Origin of the sequence: Flavobacterium sp. GP15 (assembly GCF_014281985.1) — a bacterium.
GTDB classification, from domain to species: Bacteria; Bacteroidota; Bacteroidia; order Flavobacteriales; family Flavobacteriaceae; genus Flavobacterium; species Flavobacterium pygoscelis.
Window position 1 is genome coordinate 276,199 of the sequence record NZ_JACFTC010000003.1, and the last position, 19,663, is coordinate 295,861.

Genomic DNA, 19,663 nt, shown 5'->3' on the forward strand with positions numbered 1-19,663 from the left:
TTTCTATTTTTTTAAATAAATAATGCAACTACAATATCAATCAATTTGATACCGATGAAGGGAACGATGATTCCACCAACACCAAACAGCAATAAATTTCTTCTCAATAAAGCACTAGCGCCAATTGGTTTGTAACTCACTCCTTTTAAAGCCAATGGAATCAAGAACGGTATAATGATCGCGTTGAAAATTACTGCTGAAAGTATTGCACTTTCAGGACTGTGTAAATGCATTATGTTTAATCCTTGAAGCGCTGGAATTGCAGTGATAAACAACGCAGGAATGATGGCGAAATATTTGGCTACATCATTTGCAATACTAAACGTAGTAAGCGTTCCGCGAGTCATTAATAACTGTTTACCAATTTCTACGATTTCAATTAATTTGGTTGGATCATTGTCTAAATCAACCATATTTCCGGCTTCTTTTGCTGCTTGTGTTCCGCTATTCATGGCAACACCAACATCAGCTTGTGCAAGGGCAGGAGCGTCATTAGTACCATCTCCCATCATAGCAACCAAACGACCAGCCATTTGCTCTTGCTTGATGTAATTCATTTTATCCTCTGGTTTGGCTTCGGCAATAAAGTCATCAACACCTGCTTTTTCGGCAATAAATTTGGCAGTCAAAGGATTATCACCTGTTACCATTACCGTTTTAATTCCCATTTTGCGAAGTCTTTCAAATCGCTCGAACATCCCAGTTTTAATAATGTCTTGCAATTCGATTACTCCAAGAGCCACTTCATTTTCAGAAACTACTAAAGGTGTACCTCCATTTTCAGCAATTACTTTTACTTGGTCCAAAAGTTCGGTTGGAAAGGTATTTCCAGCATTTGTCACCATGTTTTTAATGGCATCTGTAGCTCCTTTTCTAATACGAGTACTGTCAAAATTGATTCCTGAACTTCTAGTCTCGGCAGTGAACTTGATAAATTGTGCGTTACTATTTTGAAAAGTTAAAGGATCTATTTTTGACAATTCAACAATCGATTTTCCTTCTGGTGTTTCATCAGAAATAGAACTTAAAAATGCCGCTTTGATTAATTGTGCTTCTGTAATTCCAGGAGCAGGGTAGAAGTGAGTTGCTTTTCGGTTCCCAATCGTAATTGTTCCCGTTTTATCCAACAGTAATACATCAATATCTCCAGCAGTTTCAACCGCTCTACCACTTTTCGTGATTACATTCGCTCTTAAAGCGCGGTCCATTCCTGCAATTCCAATTGCTGATAAAAGTCCTCCAATAGTTGTTGGAATTAAGCAAACAAAGAGTGCTATAAAAGAAGCGATTGTAATATTAACATTCGAATAATCTGCTAATGGTTTTAAAGTCACACAAACAATGATGAATACTAAGGTAAACCCAGCAAGTAAGATTGTTAATGCGATTTCATTTGGTGTTTTTTGGCGTGAAGCTCCTTCTACCAAAGCAATCATTTTATCTAAAAAACTTTCGCCTGGTTCATTAGTAACTTCTACAACAATTCGGTCAGATAATACTTTTGTACCACCGGTAACCGAACTTTTATCTCCACCTGATTCTCGAATTACGGGAGCAGATTCACCTGTTATGGCACTTTCATCAATTGTGGCCAAACCTTCTACGATTTCTCCATCAGTTGGAATAATATCGCCTGCTTCGCACACAAATAAATCGCCTTTTTTAAGTTGAGAGGATGATATTTTTTCGCCGCTTTTTAAAGTTGCAGGAGTTTCTTCTCTTGTTTTTCTTAAACTATCGGCTTGCGCTTTTCCTCTTGCTTCGGCAATGGCTTCGGCAAAATTGGCAAACAACAACGTCAACAATAAGACTAGGAATACCACAAAATTATATCCAAAACTACCTTGTGAAGTTTCGCCTGTTAATGTCCAAATAGAAACAACGAGCATAACAAATGTTCCGATTTCTACTGTAAACATTACCGGATTTCGAAACATAAGTTTCGGATTCAATTTCACAAAAGATTTAACCAATGCTTGTTGCATGATGTCTTTTTGAAATAAGGATTGATCTTTATTCATTTTAAATTCTTTTTAGTAAATGGAAAAATATTCAGCTATCGGTCCTAAGGCTAATACAGGGAAAAAGGCTAATGCAGCAATAATCACTATTACAGTCAATGTTACTACACCAAAAGTTCCTGTATCAGTCCTTAACGTTCCGTCGCTTTCAGGTATGTATTTTTTCTGTGCTAACAGTCCAGCAATGGCTACAGGTCCGATTATGGGTAGAAAACGTGCTAGAATTAAAACAATTCCTGTAGAAACATTCCACCAAACTGTGTTGTCTCCCAAACCTTCAAATCCACTACCGTTATTTGCTGATGCAGAAGTAAACTCGTAAAGCATTTCACTCAAACCGTGAAATCCAGGATTATTTAAAGTTGCCGTACCATATTCTGGCATTGCTGCTGTTAATGCGGTTCCCACTAAGATTAAGAATGGGTGCATTAATGCAATAATCATCGCTATTTTCATTTCACGAGCTTCGACTTTTTTACCAAAGAATTCGGGTGTCCTTCCTACCATTAATCCACTAATGAAAACAGCCAAAATGATAAAAACAAAAAAGTTTAAAATTCCAACTCCAACTCCACCATAAAAACTATTAATCATCATGGCAAGCAATTCATTCATTCCAGAAAGTGGCATTGTACTGTCGTGCATAGAATTGACAGATCCTGTTGATATTACCGTAGTAGCAATACTCCAATAACCAGTAGCTGCCGCGCCAATTCTTGTTTCTTTACCTTCCATGGCACCAAGTGAAGTATCAATTCCCATTTTCTCAATCATTGGATTTCCTTGCATTTCACCGATCACATTTGGAATCGCCAAAGCCAAGAAGCCAATAGTCATAACCCCGAAAATCATCCATGAGAACTTTTTTCTTTTAATGAAAAATCCAAAGGCAAATATCATAGCAAACGGAATAATCATTTGAGCCCACATTTCTAACATATTGGAGAAATAAGTTGGATTTTCTAGTGGATGCGCTCCGTTAGTTCCAAAAAATCCTCCACCATTTGTTCCAATGTGTTTGATGGCAACAAATCCTGCTGCTGGTCCGCGAGAAATCTCTTGTACATCACCTTGCAAAGTAGTAATACTGTCTTTTCCTTCAAATGTCATTGGTGTTCCTTGGAAAGCCAAAAGAGCTGCTACAACAAAAGAAAGTGGTAACAATATGCGAGTGCAAGATTTCATGAAATAGGTATAAAAATTCCCTAGTTCCGTTGTTGTTTTATCTCTAAAAGCTCTAAAGACCACTACTGCAGCTGCCATTCCTGTTGCTGCACTTACAAATTGCAAGAACATCAAATAAAATTGTCCTAGATAACTTATTCCAGTTTCTCCTGAATAATGTTGTAAGTTGCAATTGACCACGAATGAAATTGCAGTGTTAAAAGCTAAATCAGCGGACATACTTGGATTTCCATCGGGATTTAGGGGTAAACTTCCCATAGTCATCAGGATAATCATTCCCAAGACAAACCATATTAAGTTTATGGTTACTAACGCTTTCATGTGTTGTTTCCAGTTCATTTCTTCGGCTGGATTGACACCGCTTAATTTGAAAAATAACTTTTCAAGTGGATTAAATATAAAATCCAGCCAAGTTTTCTCCATTCCGTAAACCTTGGAAATATATTTTCCTAACGGAATAGCGAGTGCTAAGGTGAGCAAGAACATCGCTATAATTCCTAATATTTCTGTATTCATTTTTTAGTATTAAGGGTTAAATAATTCTTTGGTTCCTAAAATTTTTCAGGTTTTAATAGTACATAACAGATGTAGATAAAAACTGCAATTGCTATAATAAATAATGCGGTCATAATTTTTTAGTTTTCTAATAGTGTTCTTAAATAGCCTTGTTTCGATTCTTTTGAAAGAAAATCCAAATGCTTCTTTAAACTTGCTGGATTTTCTTGAGCACTTAATTCAGTAAAGAATTCGTTCTCTATTGCATTTCTAGTGTAGTGATTGCCACTTTCATACAACATGTTGATCACTCTAATAATTTCTCTTGCTGATTCTGACTCAGATTCGTCAAGTGAATCCATTTTCTCCACACAAAATCTAGCAACACTTTTTAATAGTGCATATTGATTAATAGTTTCATCATTAGTAGATGGAAAATCAGTCCAGTTTTTGGAATCGGGAATCCATTGTTGGATAGCCTCGTAGATTTTTGTTTTCATTATTAAATGTTGTCAAAATAATTGATAGAGAGATAGAGCAGCCAAAAGCATAATAAACCGAGAGCGAAAAGGATAGGTGTTAACATAATAAATGGATCTAAGTGAATTAAAATTGAGTAGGAAGAGTATCATTGATTATTATACTCCTAAAGAATTGATTTGCTTGTTATACTCTAATTTCAAATTTTTAGGGAAGAGATTAGAAATGCTACAATGACGGAGTTCCATAAAAGAAGAAACCGAAAAAACATAAATATTAGAAATTACACTTTTAGTTTCATTGCTTCCGCTGTTGAATAAGTATTCTGCGTGCGCTAGACATTTTTTAGCTCTAGCAATATTTCCAGCACTAATCGCTTTTTTTGTGATTTCTGCAAAGCGTTCTGCTTGTTTGTAAATCGTAATGACTTGATTTTTCATAAGGATGAATTTTTATGTTCTCCTCACTCATGCCAAATCCTGTTCCAATAAATATCGATTTCCGTAAAGTATTACTAATGTTGGTTTTAACTAGTTCCTTTAAAAAAAAGACATAAAAAAAGCCTATCATAATGATAGGCTTTTATTGAAATGATAGGTTTTTATTGAATGTTGTATTCTTCTAATTTTCGATATAAGGTAGCAATACCAATTTCGAGTAAACGAGCTGCTTCGGCTTTATTGCCTTTGGTATAATTTAATAATTTTTGGATGTGAAGTTTTTCGACACTTTGCATAGAAAACGCCGACAAGCTTTTAACATTTTTACTGTTTTCTTGCTGCATTTCGTACGGAAGTAAATCTGTGGATAAAACTGTACTACTGCATAAAATTACGGAACGCTCAATTACATTTTTTAATTCTCTAATGTTTCCAGGCCATTGATAGACTTCTAATTTTTGCAAAAAATCACTATCAATTTGTAATGTTTGTCGATTCATTTTTTCAGCAAACTGACTTACAAAATAATGAGTCAATGGTTCAATATCTTTGATTCGTTCCCGTAAAGGCGGAATAGTAATCTCAAAAATATTTAATCTAAAGTATAAATCTTGACGAAAGCGTTTTTCGTCACTTTCTGTTTTCAAATTTCTATTGGTAGCCGCAATCAAGCGGAAATTTGATTTTTTTGGTGTAGAATCTCCAACAGGAATGTATTCACTCGTTTCTAGAACACGAAGTAATTTAGCTTGTAAATCAATTGGCATTTCGCCAATTTCATCTAGAAATAAGGTTCCACCATTGGCTTCTTCTATAAAACCTTTTTTATCTTTTATAGCGCCAGTAAATGAGCCTTGTTTATGACCAAACAATTCACTTTCTAAAAGTTCTTTACTAAACGTGCTACAGTTTAAGGCCACAAATGATTTTCCTGCTCTATTGCTGTTCTCATGAATCGCTTGCGCAAAAACTTCCTTACCCGTTCCAGTTTCTCCAGTTAAAAGTACCGTAGAATCTGTATTTGCGACTTTTTTGGACAACTCGATTACTTGTTCCAATCCTTTTGACTTTCCAATAATAGCATCAAAAGAATACTTTTTTGAAATTCGTTTTTCTAGCTGCTTAATTTTTTGCTGAAGAGTAACCTTCTCAATTGCTTTGTATAAAAGTGGAATTATTTTATCATTATCATCGCCTTTTACAATGTAATCAAAAGCACCATTTTTCATGGCTTGCACACCATCGGAGATTTTACCGTAGGCGGTCAACAAAATAACTTCTGTTAAAGGGAAACTAGCTTTAATTTTCTCGAGAAATTCAACGCCGTTGCCATCAGGGAGTTTTACGTCACAAAGGACAACATCAATTTCATTTTGTTCTAATTTCTTGAAACCAGATTTTAAATCTGCTGCTTCCAAAACTACAAAACCTTCTGACTTTACAATTCGTGCTAGAAGACCTCTTAGTTTTTCTTCATCGTCGATTATTAGAATATTTCTCAATTCGATCACAATTTATTTTTTGTAAAATTAGATATTATTTTTCTTCTTATTTTAAGATCAATACTAAAGTTTTTTATGCATTATAATCGCACATTAATTTTTAAATTTAATTAGAGGTCAAAAGCGTTTAAATAGAAAAATCTGTATCAGATACAGATTTTTCTATTTATTGTAAAATAAATTATCGTAAAAACTTTAATGCTATTTACGAACAGCATCATGATTTACAGCATTCAAGGCAACTTCATTCAATATGCAGTCCGATTCTTTTTCTTCTGCTAATGTTTGTGTTAACAACTTTGCAGCATCATTTTCGCCCAACGCTTTTGCAAACGCTACCAAAGTTCCATAAGTGGCAATTTCATAATGCTCTATTTTTTGCGATCCAGCGATTATTCCAGCATCACGAACAGCCCCTGGCATTGTTTCTTCAAGGATGCTATCTCCCTCTTTTAATAGCCCTGCCATTGCCTCACATTTTTTTCCTTCAGCTTTTTCGCTAAGCAGTTTGAAAACGTTGTCTAAACGAATCACTTGATTCTTAGTTACGGCTAAATGTTCATTGATAGCTGACTTAAGAGTGGGCGAAGTAGCATTTGCAGCCATTTTAGGTAGGGCAGTAACAAGTGCATTTTCTGCCCAGTATATATCTTTTAAACTGTCTATAAATAAATCCTTAAGTGTTTTAGCTGCATCCTTTTTTGGTTCTACTATAAGCTTATTCGTTTTGTCTTTAGCAGTACTTTTGTTTTGTGTTGGGTGGTCTGAATTTTTCATAAGTTTTATTTTTTATTGGTATAAATTTTCTTCTCGTTCCCAGTAACGGTGTTTACCCATTGCTTTTATAAATTCTGTAGCAAAATCTTTTGACGCTTTTTCTTCTTTCATAATAATTCCTTTGTCACTGGTTTTTATTTTAGATGCAAATGATGTCGCTTTTAATAGTTTTTGCCCATCGCCATCTGCTCCTATAACTTTGCAATGTTTGTAAGCATCATTCAAGAATTCTTGTACTTCTTCCTTTTGCTCTAAGACTTTTATTTCTTTTCCATGCGGAATATAAACTGCGTCAAAAAGAACGGATGAAGCGGTAAGAAAACTAAAGTCTACTGGAATAGCACCATCATTTTCGGTTTTCAGGCTTCCTTGATGAGGTGCTATCACAAAACCTTTTGCCCCTTCCTTTAACAATGCGCTTTTTATATTGGCTACACAAGCTTCAGAAACTCCTTCATTACAAATAATAGCTACTTTTCTTGAAGTTATTGTATTAGAGTTTGTTGGGTTTTTAATCATGGTTAGCGCATCCGAAGAGGATACGGATTGTTTAACTGTAGTTGATTCTTGATTTCCCATTTCATTCTCTGGTGAAACTCCGTGGTTCATAGGTTTTTCTGGTGAATCAGGAACTTGTGCTCCTAAACCTAAAGCAACTTTTTCGGCTAATTGTTGGTCTACTTGAGCTAAAAGGCCTAACATGCGAATTCTAATAGCTGCGGTTTCAACTTTTCCTAATTCAAAACGTAAGGCTTTAACGATATGGCTTTTCTCCACCTCAGTTTGACTATTAAAAAATAATTTGGCTTGACCAAAATGATCATTAAAGCTTTCGCTTCTACCTCTTATTTTATGAGAATCGATGCGCTCATTAAAACTTGAAAATCCACCTTCACTTATTTTAGCTTGGTATGGACATCCGCCACCGAGAGAATTAGGATGATAACTTACACGACCGGTATTAATTTCCTGACGCATATGACCATCTCTCTGGTTATTGTGTACGGGAGCAATACTGCGGTTGATTGGTATTTCATGAAAATTTGGACTTCCTAATCTGGATAATTGGGTGTCTGTATATGAAAATAATCGGCCTTGCAAAAGAGGATCATTACTAAAGTCAATTCCAGGAACAAGATGACCGGGGTGAAAGGCAATTTGTTCTGTTTCTGCAAAAAAGTTATCTGGGTTTTTATTCAATACTATTCTTCCAATTATTGTAACCGGCACAAGTTCTTCCGGAATCAGTTTTGTTGGATCTAATAAATCAAATTCATATTTATGTTCATCTGCAGATGGAATAACTTGAACTCCTAATTCCCATTCTGGAAAATTCCCCATTTCAATAGCATCCCATAAGTCTTGACGATGAAAATCAGCATTTTTTCCTGATATTTTTTGTGCTTCATCCCAAGCTACTGCATGTGTGCCTAATTTTGGTTTCCAATGAAACTTTACAAAAACAGATTCGTCTTTAGCATTTATGAGTCGGAAAGTATGAACTCCAAACCCTTCCATCATTCGTAAACTTCTAGGAATAGCTCTATCTGACATAATCCACATGATCATGTGCATGGATTCTGGCATTAAGGAAATAAAGTCCCAAAAAGTATCGTGTGCCGAAGCTGCTTGTGGCATTTCGTTATGAGGCTCAGGTTTAACTGCATGTACAAGATCAGGAAATTTAGAAGCATCTTGAATAAAAAACACAGGCATATTATTTCCTACCAAATCATAATTTCCTTCTTCTGTATAAAACTTAATTGCAAAACCTCTAACATCTCTTGCCAGATCTGTAGAACCTCGAGAACCCGCTACAGTAGAAATACGAGCAAATATGGGGGTTTTTAGTCCTTTGGTTTGCAGAAAGCCAGCCTTGGTTAATTCGGGTATCGGATTTGAGACTTCAAAAAAACCATGAGCTCCAGATCCTCTTGCATGTACAATTCTTTCTGGAATTCTTTCATGGTCAAAATGAGTAATCTTTTCTCTTAAAATAAAGTCCTCTAATAAAGATGGACCACGTTCACCTGCTTTTAAGGAATTATTGTCATCGTTGATTTTTAGACCTTGATCGGTTGTCAAAAATTTGTTGTTTGCATCCGATTTGTTTTTAGCTAAATCGCGATGCTTGCTGTCTTGTAGATTTTCCATAGAATTTATGATTATTAAATTTATAGCTGTATGTAAGTTGATATTTGTGTACGTGTTTATAATTTTATTTTAAATCTTAAAATCAAATTTATTTATTATCTGATCAAATAAATTATAAAATATTTTTAAAATTTTATATAATTTAAAACATTAAGTATTTGATAATGTTGCTATTGAGTTTTATTCTAATGTAGAATTTTTTAATGAAAAAATAATTGAAACAAGACGTTTTTAAGGATTTTGATTGATGATGAGTTTGAATTTTGCAAATATTGTTCGTGATTGTGTAATAACTTTTTAAGTTCATAATGGTAATTTTATTAAAATTTAAAACCACAAAAAATGAGCACAAACAATTCAACTCCGCAAAATTCGAATAACAAAGGATCAGATAACCGAAGTGATATGAGAAAGCATCAATATAAAGATCACGATCAAGTTTTAACGAATGATGAAAACTACGATGAGGATACTCAAAAATTTAAAGGGGAAGCACCCGATTTTGATGATAAACTCAATAATGAAGAAAAAAAATAAATTTTAATAGCGTCTTAGAGCAATCTCTAAGACGCTTTTTTTTTGTAGTATTATTATAAATTTATATTTCTTTCCTCAAATTGGTTTATAAGGCTTTATATAGCGCATACTATTTTTTTTAAGAACTTATATTTCATAAATAAATTGATTTTAAGACAAAAATTCCTTTTTTATTTTGTTTAAGTGGAATTTCATTATCAAAATAACAGATTTCTGCTCTCTATTAAATTCTAGTAATTCTTATAGCATTAAACCCATATCAATTGTTTAACAAAAATTTTTCTTACTTTTGATTGAATTTTTTATTCCTCTTTAAATAATTAATTCAAAAGCGTCATTAAAGAATCTATTTAAAGGAATATTATTATGCAAAAATTATTACTTGCAGACGATGACATAGATGATCGTCTTTTCTTTGAAGATGCTGTAGAAGAGCTCTTTAGTTCTTACAAATTAGCTACAGTTAATGACGGAGTAGAGCTAATGGAATTATTAGCAAAGGAATCAGAACAATTGCCAGATATATTATTTCTTGACATCAATATGCCGCGCAAAACAGGATGTGAATGTTTATCTGAAATTAAAGCAAATGAGACTTTAAAGGATATTCCTGTTGTGATTTTTTCTACCTCATTAGATATTGAAATAGTGAACAAGTTATATGATAACGGAGCGCATTATTATATTCGTAAACCGGGTGATTTTAATGTATTAAAGAAAGTGATTCATCAAGCAACTGTTTTATTACAAGAAGACAAAATTAATCAACCAGAAAGAAACAATTTTATAATTCATTGTTAACATAATATCTTATTTTGAATAATTCCAACGATCAATACTACTTTCTTAAAGGTGGAGGCAAAATGGGCGATTTAATTCGCAAAAAAGATTGGACAAAAACGCCTTTAGGTTTGCCAGAAAAATGGTCTCAAAATTTGCAGGCAGCAGTTTCATTAGTACTTAATAATCCTTTACCAATGTATATTGCTTGGGGAAAAGAATGTACACAAATTTATAACGATGCTTATTTGCCAATTTTAGGAAAACAACAACAATTGGATTCTTTGGCTTTTAAACCTTCAGACACTCTATCAGAAGTTTGGCAAATTACTAAAGATAAGTTTGATTTAGTGATGAAAGGTGAATTTGCAAGTTCGTCTAGCTTTATTTTGACTTTGGATAGAGATGGATCTTTGAAAAACTGTTATTTTGATTTTGCTTACAGTCCTATTTTTTTACAAGACGGAGAAATAGGCGGAACATTAGTAACTATTTTTGAAACTACAGCCAAGCAAATTGCGGATCAAGAATTACAAGAAAGTGAGAAGCGTTTTAAAACATTAGCCGATAATATTCCAAATTTGGCCTGGATGGCCGATGCTGAAGGATCTGTATATTGGTACAACAAACAATGGTATGAATACACCGGAACTTCATTTGAAGATATGCAAGGTTGGGGTTGGAAATCGGTATACAAAGAGAAAGAGCTTGAAGCTGTTTTAAAAGAATGGAATACCTCTTTAAAAACGGGACAAGCTTTTGAAATGGTTTATCCCATTAAGGGAGCAGATGGAGTTTATAATCAATTTTTAACAAGGGCTTTGCCTGTGAAAAATGAGGTTGGAGAAATTATAACTTGGTTTGGTACCAATACCAATATTAACCCACAAAAATTAGCAGAAAGAGCACTAGATGAAAGTAAAAACGAACTAGAATTTGTAATTGAAGCTGCAAAATTGGGAACATTTGATTATGATCCAGTAACGAATAAGTTTACTTCGAATAACCGATTAAAAGAGTGGTTTGGACTTTCCGTTGAACAAGATATTGATCTGTATGATGGAACAAAAGTAATTAAAGAGAAAGACAAATCTAAGGTAATTACTGCTATTGATACCGCACTTCAATTTTCGTCAGGAGGAATTTATGACATTTGTTATGATATCGTAAATCCTATTTCAAAAAAAGAAATAACATTGCATGCCAAAGGAAAAGCCTTGTTTACTAGTGATAAAAAACCTTTTCGTTTTAATGGTACTGTCGAAGATATTACGGAGCAAACCATAGCAAGAAAAAAATTAGAGCAAAGCGAAAACAACCTTCGATTAATAATACTTCAAGCACCGATGGCAATTGCCATTCTTCGTGGACCTAAATATATCGTAGAAATTGCCAATAAAAGCGCTTTAGATCTTTGGACTAAGACCGAGGAAGAAGTATATAATATTTCTGTATTTGATTCGATCCCTGAATTAGCATTGCAAGGAATCCAGAATATTTTAGATAAAGTAAGAACTACTAAACAACATTTTTCTACTACAGAATTGCCCTTAAAGATTATGCGCTATGGAATATTAGAAACTGTCTTTATGAATTTTTCATATGAGCCTCTTTTTGATGATGAAGGAAATAGTGATAAAATTATGGTACTTGGTTTTGATGTAACTACACAAGTTAGAGCACGTAAAGAAATTGAGAAAAGCGAACACGATATACGCAGCATAGTAGAAAGCGCACCTTTTCCTATTGCAGTGTACACAGGTTCTGAAATGCGAATAACACTTGCCAATCAGTCTATGATAGAGGCTTGGGGAAAGGGAAGTGGTGTAATTGGCAAATTATATAAAGAAGTATTACCAGAATTAGAAAATCAAAATATTTATGAACAAATAAGCGGAGTTTTTGCTACTGGAATACCCTTTCATGCAAAAAATCAAAAAGTTGACATATTAAAGAACGGTATTCTAAAAAGTTTTTATTTTAATTACAGTTTTACACCTCTAAGGGATTTATTAGGAACTATTTATGGTGTAATGAATACTGCTGCAGAAGTCACAGAATTAAACGAAGCTAAAAAAAGAATTGAAGAAAGCGAAAAAAGATTTAGAGATTCGGTGCATCAAGCTCCTGTTGCCATAGTTATTTTTAGAGGAGAAGAGAACATTGTAGAAATGGCTAATGCTCCCTATTTAGAATTAGTTGATAAAACGGAATCAGAATTTTTATCAAAGCCCTTATTTTCATCTTTACCCGAAGTAGAACAATCTATTGATCCTATAATTAAGGGGATTTATCAAACCAAAAAAGCTTTTTATGGCTACGAATTTCCTGTAGTTTTAAAACGCTTTGGTAATAAAGAGGATTGCTATTTTAATTTTGTGTATCAACCTTTAATAGAATCCGATACTGTTGTAGGGATTATTGTAGTAGCTACAGATGTAACAGCAAATGTTATAGCAAAGAAAGAATTAGAAAATAAGGAACAGCGATTAAATATTGTTATAAATGCAAGTGAACTAGGTGTTTGGGAATTAGATCTAAAAAATAATGAAACAAAGGTATCTCAACGTGCATTAGAAATATTGGGATTGCCTGGTGAAAAAAAATACAATCGCGAACTACTTTCTAGTAAGATGCATAAAGATGATTTAATCATAAGAAAAACCGCCTTTAAAGAAGCGCTAAAGAATGGTATTCTTTATTATGAGATTAGAATAATTGTTGATGAGGTAATACATTGGATAGAAGCTAAAGGAAAAGTTTTTTTCGATTTAGATAAAAAACCACTTCGTATCATCGGAACTTTGCGCGATGTTACCGATGAGAAAAACATACAAAATGAACTTTTAGAAAGAGAACAAAAGTTCAGACTTTTGGCAGATTCTATGCCTCAATTTGTTTGGACTGCTAATCGAGAAGGAAAATTAACGTATTTTAATCAAGCGGTCTATGATTTTTCAGGATATTCTAAGGAGGAAATGATTGAAAAAGGATGGCTTTCTATCGTTCACGATGAGGAAAAAGAAGAAAATCGAACTAAATGGATTGAAGCAGTTTCTACAGAGAAAGATTTTATAATTGAGCATCGCTTTCGCAAAAATGACGGAACCTACAGATGGCAATTAAGTAGGGCAATTCCGCAGCGAGACAAATCTGGTGTTATTACGATGTGGGTGGGAACGAGTACTGATATTCAGGATCAAAAAATGTTTACCAACGAATTAGAGAAACAAGTATCTGAAAGAACAAAAGAAATCTACGACAAAAACGAAGCTTTAGAAAAGATGAATAGGGAACTACAATCTTTTGCTTATATATCGAGTCATGATTTACAAGAACCTTTGCGAAAAATTCAGACTTTTGCAACTCAACTTCAACAGAGTGAAGCCAAAAACTTATCCGATAAAGGGCTTGATAAATTTCATAGAATGCGATCTGCTGCAGACAGAATGCAAACTTTAATTCAAGATTTGCTTGCTTATTCCCGAACCAGCGTGCAAGAACGCTCTTTCAAAAAAACAAAACTTTCAGATATAATTGATGAGGTAAAAGAAGACTTAGAGGAAGATTTTGAAGGAGAAAATTCAAACATAACAATCAGGAATGACTGCGAAATTGATATTATTCCATTTCAATTTAGGCAAGTACTCTTTAATTTGATTAGTAATTCATTAAAGTTTACAAAACCCAATCAAAATTGTAACATCGTTATAGATTCTCGTTTGGCATTAAACTCAGAAATAGTCACTCATGATTTAGACCCAGATAGAGAGTATTGTTATATTAAATTTACAGATAATGGAATTGGATTTGAAGAAGAGTATTCTGAAAAAATATTTGAGGTTTTCCAACGCTTGCATGGTAAAGAAAAATTTGAAGGTACTGGTATTGGATTAGCAATTGTTAAGAGGATTATTGACAATCATAACGGACGTATTCTCGCTACTGGAGTTTTAAATGAAGGTGCTACTTTTGAAATATTTATTCCGTATCAGAAGTGTTAATTTGGATCAATTACCATATTAAAAGAGGCGTTTAAATAAAATTTATTTAAACGCTTTTTTATTGAAAGTAAGTATACATTAGGATTTTCTATCTTACAATGAACAAAATTTTGTTCCTAATAGAACAATTGATAAGTGATGCTATTTTTTATAAAATATTCCAAGTTTTTATCTTTTATTTTAAATGTTTAATAATACTGAAAATTAGGTATTAGTTGCTTATCGAAATTGATTTCAAATAAAATAAGAATTTTAATAATTGTTTAATCAATAGAATTATAGGAAGTTACTTCTTTTTTTATAAAATTTTAAAATATTTTAAAACTAAACTCTTTATTTATACGTAGATGATTATTGTGATAGTATATTCAAATTACTTTTTATTACTTTCACCACAACCACAAATCATTTTGACTTATAAATAATGAATTTAGTAAAGGATTCTAATTCACGAACTGCTATTCTTCTTTTTGCACAAAGCGAAAATGTTGAAAGTATTATTAAGCCAATTTTTCCTAGCGCTAAGCAAAATTTATTGTTGTGGAAGAAAATGAATGGAAATGCTTTAAAAACCATTCAGAAAACTAAATTATCTTATTTTATATCAACTGAAAAAAATCAAGTTGGAACCAGTTTTGGAGAAAAAATAACAAATGCTATTCAGCATGTATTCGATCAAGGATTCGAGAAAGTTATTGTTATAGGTAATGACTGTATTGAATTAAAATCGCATCATTTATTACAAGTCGATCGAGATTTAAAAACAAATTCTTTGGTTATTGGTTCAGATTATTCTGGAGGTGCTTACTTAATAGGAGTTAGAAAATCTACCTTCAATTCTGCTAATTTTCAGCGTATTCCTTGGCAAAGTAAAGATGTTTTTACTGCTTTACAAAGTCTTTACAAGGAACAATCCATTGCCTATCTTCCATTTTTGAATGATTGTGATGATGCTTCCGATTTTAAAAAAGCAATTCATAAATTGTCATTTTCTGATGATTTTAGAAAGTTATTACTTTCTTTTTTTAATTCATTAAAAGTTAAAAAGAATAGTGAAATAAAATTTATTTCTACTGCTTATCAAGCGGTCAATTTTAATAAAGGATCTCCCTTTCCTTTATAAATACTTTTTACAACTTTTTTTTAATTAATTATTCTCAACCAAATGAAGCAATTTTATATTTGGGCAGTGCTACTTATATCAACAATAGCAGTCGCTCAACAAGATTTAACCGTTTCTGTAATCGATGCAGAAACACAAAAGCCCATTTTTAATATAGCTGTTACTTTAATCAATAAAAGTAGAAATCTAGCAGTAAGCCAGATTACCAATACACAAGGGAAAGCAATTTTTAGAAATTTGGAAGCGCTTGATAATTATCAAGTTAATGCTATGGCAACTCAAGATTATTCAGCCGAAAATTCTAATTTTATAAGTATTCGATCCAATCAGAATCCAAATGTAACTTTAGTTTTAAGAAAAGCTAATGCGCAGGAACTAAATGAAATTGTGGTATCTTCTAAATCAACTTCAAAGATTAATAGGAGTGATGCTGAGGTTTCTTCTGAATTAAAAGCAGCTGAAATACAGGAAATACCAGTTGAAGGTCGTGATATTACAAGAGTTTTATATCGTTTGCCAAATGTTTCGCAGGCTACAGGATTTTTTCCTGAAGCGGCAAATGTGAGTATCAATGGAGCAAGTTCTCAAAACACTTCTTACTTAATTGATGGTTTAGATAATAACGAACGCTTTTTAGGTGGACAAAAATTTGCTATTCCTTCTGGATTTGTCAAAGATATAACCGTTTTAACCAATAATTTTTCTGCTGAATATGGTTTAACAGGAAGTGGAATCATAAATATTACGCCGCGTTCTGGTTCTAACGAAACTTCGGGAGAAGCATTTTTTATCACAAGACCAGGCCCAGCAATTGACGGAAAGTCAAGTTTTGCGCAACGTGATTTATCTGGTAATCAAGTTAAAAACGGATTTGCTCGTTATCAAACTGGTGCGGGAATTGGAGGCGCTTTTGCTAAAGATAAAACGTTCTATTATTTTAACTTTGAACATACAACAGACATTAAAGATAATTTATTAAATGTCCCTCAATTAGGTGTTTCAGAGTCGGTAAGAGGAACCAATACATTTGATTACTTTTCGGCTAAAATAGATCAAATCTGGAATACTAATTTCAATTCCTCTTTTCGAGCAAACGTTGGGAGAGTTGATGTAGAGCGTCAAGGTGGTGGGCTCGATGGTGGTTCTACTTTTAACTCTGCAGGAAATACTCAAGCGCGAAATAGTATTTTAGTTGCCTTGAAAAACAATTATAAATTTGGTAATTTTTCTGGGGAAACAAATGTTCAATACAGCCGTTTTAGATGGAATTATGCAAAACCATTTAATCCTAATCAATCTCAAGTAACGATATTAGGCGTAAATGATGAAACATTAGGTGTGATTGGAAATCCTGGATATGTATTTGATTCGTTTGAAAATACAATCCAATTGCAACAAAAATTGAAATATTATTCTGAAAATCATACTTTTAAAGCAGGTTTAAATTTTATTAGAGGTAATCATCAGCTATTTGGAGGTGGAAATCCAGTGGGTAATTATAGAGTTAAATTGAATCAAAATCAAATAGATATTATAAAAAATAGTGGAGTAGCAGGCGCACTAGATCTAAATGATATTCCTCAGGATGTTCAAGTTTTAGATTATAATGTAGAATTGCGACCAACTTCTTTTGGGACTCATCAGGATATTTATTCGGCTTATATTGAAGATTTATGGTCTGTTACCGATCGATTGAATCTTACCTTAGGATTGCGTTACGATTATGATAATTTATCAAAAGGAGGAAGCGATAAAGGTGATTTTAACAACTTAGCTCCTCGTATTAATTTTAATTATAAATTAAATAATTCAAGTAGTATTCGAGGTGGTTATGGTATTGCTTATGACAAAGTAAACTATGCTATTTACAGTGATGCTCTACAACAAAATACGACTTCTCAAAGCTATAAAACACAATTAGAAGAGCTTAAAAGATTGGGAATTTTGCCTGCAAACACTAACATAGATAAAATTACCTACGACGGAAATTTATCCGCTTCAGTATCGGGAGTGAATTATTTGCAAGGTCCTTCTGCTGCAAGTTTGCAAGTGCAAAGAGAAAATGTTTTTTCTGGTGAACGCAGAATTTTGAATCCAAATGGATACAAAAATCCTTATTCACATCAATTTGTAGTGGGTTATCAACTGCAAGTTCAAGAAGATAAATTATTTTTTATTGATGTCGTGCACAATAGAGGTGAAAATTTAAGTCGTTTGCGCAATCTTAATGCTGCAGCCGAATATACAGTAGATCCTAATAATGTAGTTATTAGAACGCAAGCACAGGCAGATGCTAGTCGACCAATTCCTATTGTTAACGGCAGCGCAACTATAAATGGTCAGAACCTTACTGGAGTTGCTAGAAATGTAATTGTAACAGAAAACGAAGGTAAATCGAGATACTACGCCATGAGCTTGAATTATCAAAAAGCAAGAGGATTGGATAATTACTCTTATCGATTGAATTATACTTTGTCCTCTAGCAAAAACAATACAGATGACATCAACTTTAGACCATCGGATGCCAACAATTATGCTAACGAATGGGGACCTTCTATAAACGACAGAACTCATAATATTAACGGTATTTATAGCTATTACCCTTTTAAAGGTACAGTTATTACGATGGCTGGTTTATTGCAAAGTGGACAACCTATAAACAGAATTCCACTTGGTTTTGGTACTACTGATTTGAACGGAGATGGTTCTAGTTTCTCGGATGCGTATCAAGGAAATAGTGATCGTTTTCCTGGGGAAAGTAGAAACAATGACCGATTGCCGTGGAGTGCTACTTTTGACCTTGGATTGCAACATCAATTTAAAATTTCAGCAAATAATAAATTAGAATTGCGTGCTGATATCTTTAATATTTTTAATGCTGAAAATTTAAGTGGTTATAGTAATAATGCTACTCAAAGTAACCAAATTCAAGGTGGTTCTGTTGCCAGTGGATTATTTACTAAAAGAAATGCTTCGCCACCAAGACAGTTTCAGTTTGGAGTGCGTTATTTGTTCTAATAGCAATTAATATCCTGCAGATTACATTAATTTGCAGGATATTTTTAATTTGCATTAGGGATAGAAGCGGTATCCTTTTGTAAAGCGTTAGCGGAACAAAAGATAAAGCGTATAGCCCGGGCCTTTTTAGGCAATGCCCCAAAAATAGAAAATAATTATGTTTATACTAAACGAAAATGAGCCAACAGAATTGGCTGCTTATTTGCGAGAAAATAATTGGTTAGAAGAAAATGAAACGATTAACTCTATAGCCAAACCAGGAGAGGGAAATATGAATTATGTATTGCGAATCGTGACCACAAAACATTCTTTTATCATAAAACAATCTCGTGGGTATGTAGAAAAATATCCGCAAGTTTTGGCTCCAGCAAATCGAGTGCTTACAGAAGGAGCTTTTTATACCAAAATTGCTGCTGATTTTGATGTTCAAGCTGCGATGCCTAAAATAATTGCAATAGATGAGGCCAATAATTTAATTCTTTTAGAAGATTTAGGAAAGTCAAATGATTTTACTTTTTTGTATGATTTAGAAGAAAAAATACAAGAAAAGGAACTACATCAATTAGTTGGTTATTTGAATGGTTTGCACCAAAATTTTCAAAAAGAAATTATCGATGAGGAGTTGTCAAACTCTGCAATGAGAGCGCTAAATTACGAGCATATATTTGAATTTCCTTATAGAGACGATACTGGTTTTGATTTGAATACAGTGCAAAAAGGACTTCAAGAAATAGCAATAACTTATAAAAACGATGTTGAATTAAAACTTAAAATAGAAAGTTTGGGCTCTTTATATCTTTCTAAAGGGAAATATTTATTGCATGGTGATTATTATCCTGGAAGTTGGTTAAAGACCGAAAACGGAATTAAGATAATTGATCCTGAATTTTGTTTTTATGGTTTGCGCGAATTTGATTTAGCCGTTTTTATTGCGCATTTGTATCTTACGCAGCAAGAGAAATCTAAGATTGCTTATATAAAAAATAATTATCTTTATTTTTCAGAACTAAATAGTGAAATTCTAAATGGTTTTATAGGAACTGAAATTATGCGAAGATTGATTGGTTTGGCCCAATTGCCATTGAAAATGGATTTAGAAACTAAAGCTAATTTATTGACTTTTGCACGGACTTTAATTTTAAAATAA

Annotated in this window: 14 protein-coding genes; 6 read left to right on the forward strand and 8 right to left on the reverse strand. The window is 33.1% G+C overall.

What is annotated here, in order from left to right:
• Positions 1-11: 11 nt before the first annotated feature.
• The 8 genes from kdpB to H2650_RS09205 form a co-directional block, all read right to left on the reverse strand.
• A complete protein-coding gene (kdpB, locus tag H2650_RS09170; RefSeq protein WP_188050504.1) occupies positions 12-2,021 on the reverse strand; it encodes a potassium-transporting ATPase subunit KdpB in 2,010 nt (669 codons plus the stop codon).
• A gap of 12 nt (positions 2,022-2,033) precedes the next feature.
• A complete protein-coding gene (gene kdpA, locus H2650_RS09175) occupies positions 2,034-3,722 on the reverse strand; it encodes a potassium-transporting ATPase subunit KdpA (protein WP_188050505.1) in 1,689 nt (562 codons plus the stop codon).
• Between the two features lie 35 nt (positions 3,723-3,757).
• The gene (kdpF, locus tag H2650_RS09180; RefSeq protein WP_072992107.1) at positions 3,758-3,835 is read right to left on the reverse strand and encodes a K(+)-transporting ATPase subunit F; all 78 of its coding nucleotides are present in this window, start codon (positions 3,833-3,835) and stop codon (positions 3,758-3,760) included.
• Between the two features lie 6 nt (positions 3,836-3,841).
• Positions 3,842-4,201, reverse strand: coding sequence for a hypothetical protein (locus H2650_RS09185; protein WP_188050506.1), 360 nt, complete (start codon positions 4,199-4,201; stop codon positions 3,842-3,844).
• A gap of 138 nt (positions 4,202-4,339) precedes the next feature.
• Positions 4,340-4,621: a hypothetical protein gene (locus H2650_RS09190; protein WP_072991555.1), complete on the reverse strand. Its 282-nt coding sequence runs from the start codon at positions 4,619-4,621 to the stop codon at positions 4,340-4,342.
• A 161-nt stretch (positions 4,622-4,782) separates the two neighbouring features.
• A complete protein-coding gene (locus tag H2650_RS09195) occupies positions 4,783-6,123 on the reverse strand; it encodes a sigma-54 dependent transcriptional regulator (RefSeq protein ID WP_188050507.1) in 1,341 nt (446 codons plus the stop codon).
• 201 nt (positions 6,124-6,324) lie between these two features.
• Positions 6,325-6,900, reverse strand: coding sequence for a ferritin-like domain-containing protein (locus tag H2650_RS09200; RefSeq protein ID WP_188050508.1), 576 nt, complete (start codon positions 6,898-6,900; stop codon positions 6,325-6,327).
• A gap of 12 nt (positions 6,901-6,912) precedes the next feature.
• Entirely contained in the window at positions 6,913-9,054 is a 2,142-nt protein-coding gene (locus tag H2650_RS09205; protein ID WP_188050509.1) for a catalase, read from the reverse strand.
• 342 nt (positions 9,055-9,396) lie between these two features.
• Between H2650_RS09205 and H2650_RS09210 the strand changes: the two genes are divergently transcribed.
• The 6 genes from H2650_RS09210 (at position 9,397) to H2650_RS09235 (ending at position 19,663) form a co-directional block, all read left to right on the forward strand.
• Complete coding sequence (locus H2650_RS09210) at positions 9,397-9,591, forward strand: hypothetical protein (protein WP_188050510.1); 195 nt, start codon at positions 9,397-9,399, stop codon at positions 9,589-9,591.
• A 366-nt stretch (positions 9,592-9,957) separates the two neighbouring features.
• Positions 9,958-10,392: a response regulator gene (locus tag H2650_RS09215; RefSeq protein WP_188050511.1), complete on the forward strand. Its 435-nt coding sequence runs from the start codon at positions 9,958-9,960 to the stop codon at positions 10,390-10,392.
• A gap of 14 nt (positions 10,393-10,406) precedes the next feature.
• Entirely contained in the window at positions 10,407-14,375 is a 3,969-nt protein-coding gene (locus tag H2650_RS09220) for a PAS domain S-box protein (RefSeq protein ID WP_188050512.1), read from the forward strand.
• Between the two features lie 424 nt (positions 14,376-14,799).
• Positions 14,800-15,498: a DUF2064 domain-containing protein gene (locus H2650_RS09225; RefSeq protein ID WP_188050513.1), complete on the forward strand. Its 699-nt coding sequence runs from the start codon at positions 14,800-14,802 to the stop codon at positions 15,496-15,498.
• Between the two features lie 42 nt (positions 15,499-15,540).
• The gene (locus tag H2650_RS09230; RefSeq protein WP_188050514.1) at positions 15,541-18,516 is read left to right on the forward strand and encodes a TonB-dependent receptor; all 2,976 of its coding nucleotides are present in this window, start codon (positions 15,541-15,543) and stop codon (positions 18,514-18,516) included.
• A 157-nt stretch (positions 18,517-18,673) separates the two neighbouring features.
• Positions 18,674-19,663, forward strand: a complete 990-nt coding sequence (locus H2650_RS09235; protein WP_188050515.1) for a phosphotransferase — start codon at positions 18,674-18,676, stop codon at positions 19,661-19,663.

Bases quoted from the DNA above. Each gene is read 5' to 3' on its own strand.
- kdpF (WP_072992107.1), bottom strand. From the start codon at position 3,835: ATGACCGCATTATTTATTATAGCAATTGCAGTTTTTATCTACATCTGT.
- H2650_RS09205 (WP_188050509.1), bottom strand. From the start codon at position 9,054: ATGGAAAATCTACAAGACAGCAAGCATCGCGATTTAGCTAAAAACAAA.
- H2650_RS09215 (WP_188050511.1), top strand. From the start codon at position 9,958: ATGCAAAAATTATTACTTGCAGACGATGACATAGATGATCGTCTTTTC.
- H2650_RS09230 (WP_188050514.1), top strand. From the start codon at position 15,541: ATGAAGCAATTTTATATTTGGGCAGTGCTACTTATATCAACAATAGCA.
- H2650_RS09200 (WP_188050508.1), bottom strand. From the start codon at position 6,900: ATGAAAAATTCAGACCACCCAACACAAAACAAAAGTACTGCTAAAGAC.
- kdpB (WP_188050504.1), bottom strand. From the start codon at position 2,021: ATGAATAAAGATCAATCCTTATTTCAAAAAGACATCATGCAACAAGCA.
- H2650_RS09235 (WP_188050515.1), top strand. From the start codon at position 18,674: ATGTTTATACTAAACGAAAATGAGCCAACAGAATTGGCTGCTTATTTG.
- H2650_RS09185 (WP_188050506.1), bottom strand. From the start codon at position 4,201: ATGAAAACAAAAATCTACGAGGCTATCCAACAATGGATTCCCGATTCC.
- H2650_RS09210 (WP_188050510.1), top strand. From the start codon at position 9,397: ATGAGCACAAACAATTCAACTCCGCAAAATTCGAATAACAAAGGATCA.
- H2650_RS09190 (WP_072991555.1), bottom strand. From the start codon at position 4,621: ATGAAAAATCAAGTCATTACGATTTACAAACAAGCAGAACGCTTTGCA.
- H2650_RS09225 (WP_188050513.1), top strand. From the start codon at position 14,800: ATGAATTTAGTAAAGGATTCTAATTCACGAACTGCTATTCTTCTTTTT.
- kdpA (WP_188050505.1), bottom strand. From the start codon at position 3,722: ATGAATACAGAAATATTAGGAATTATAGCGATGTTCTTGCTCACCTTA.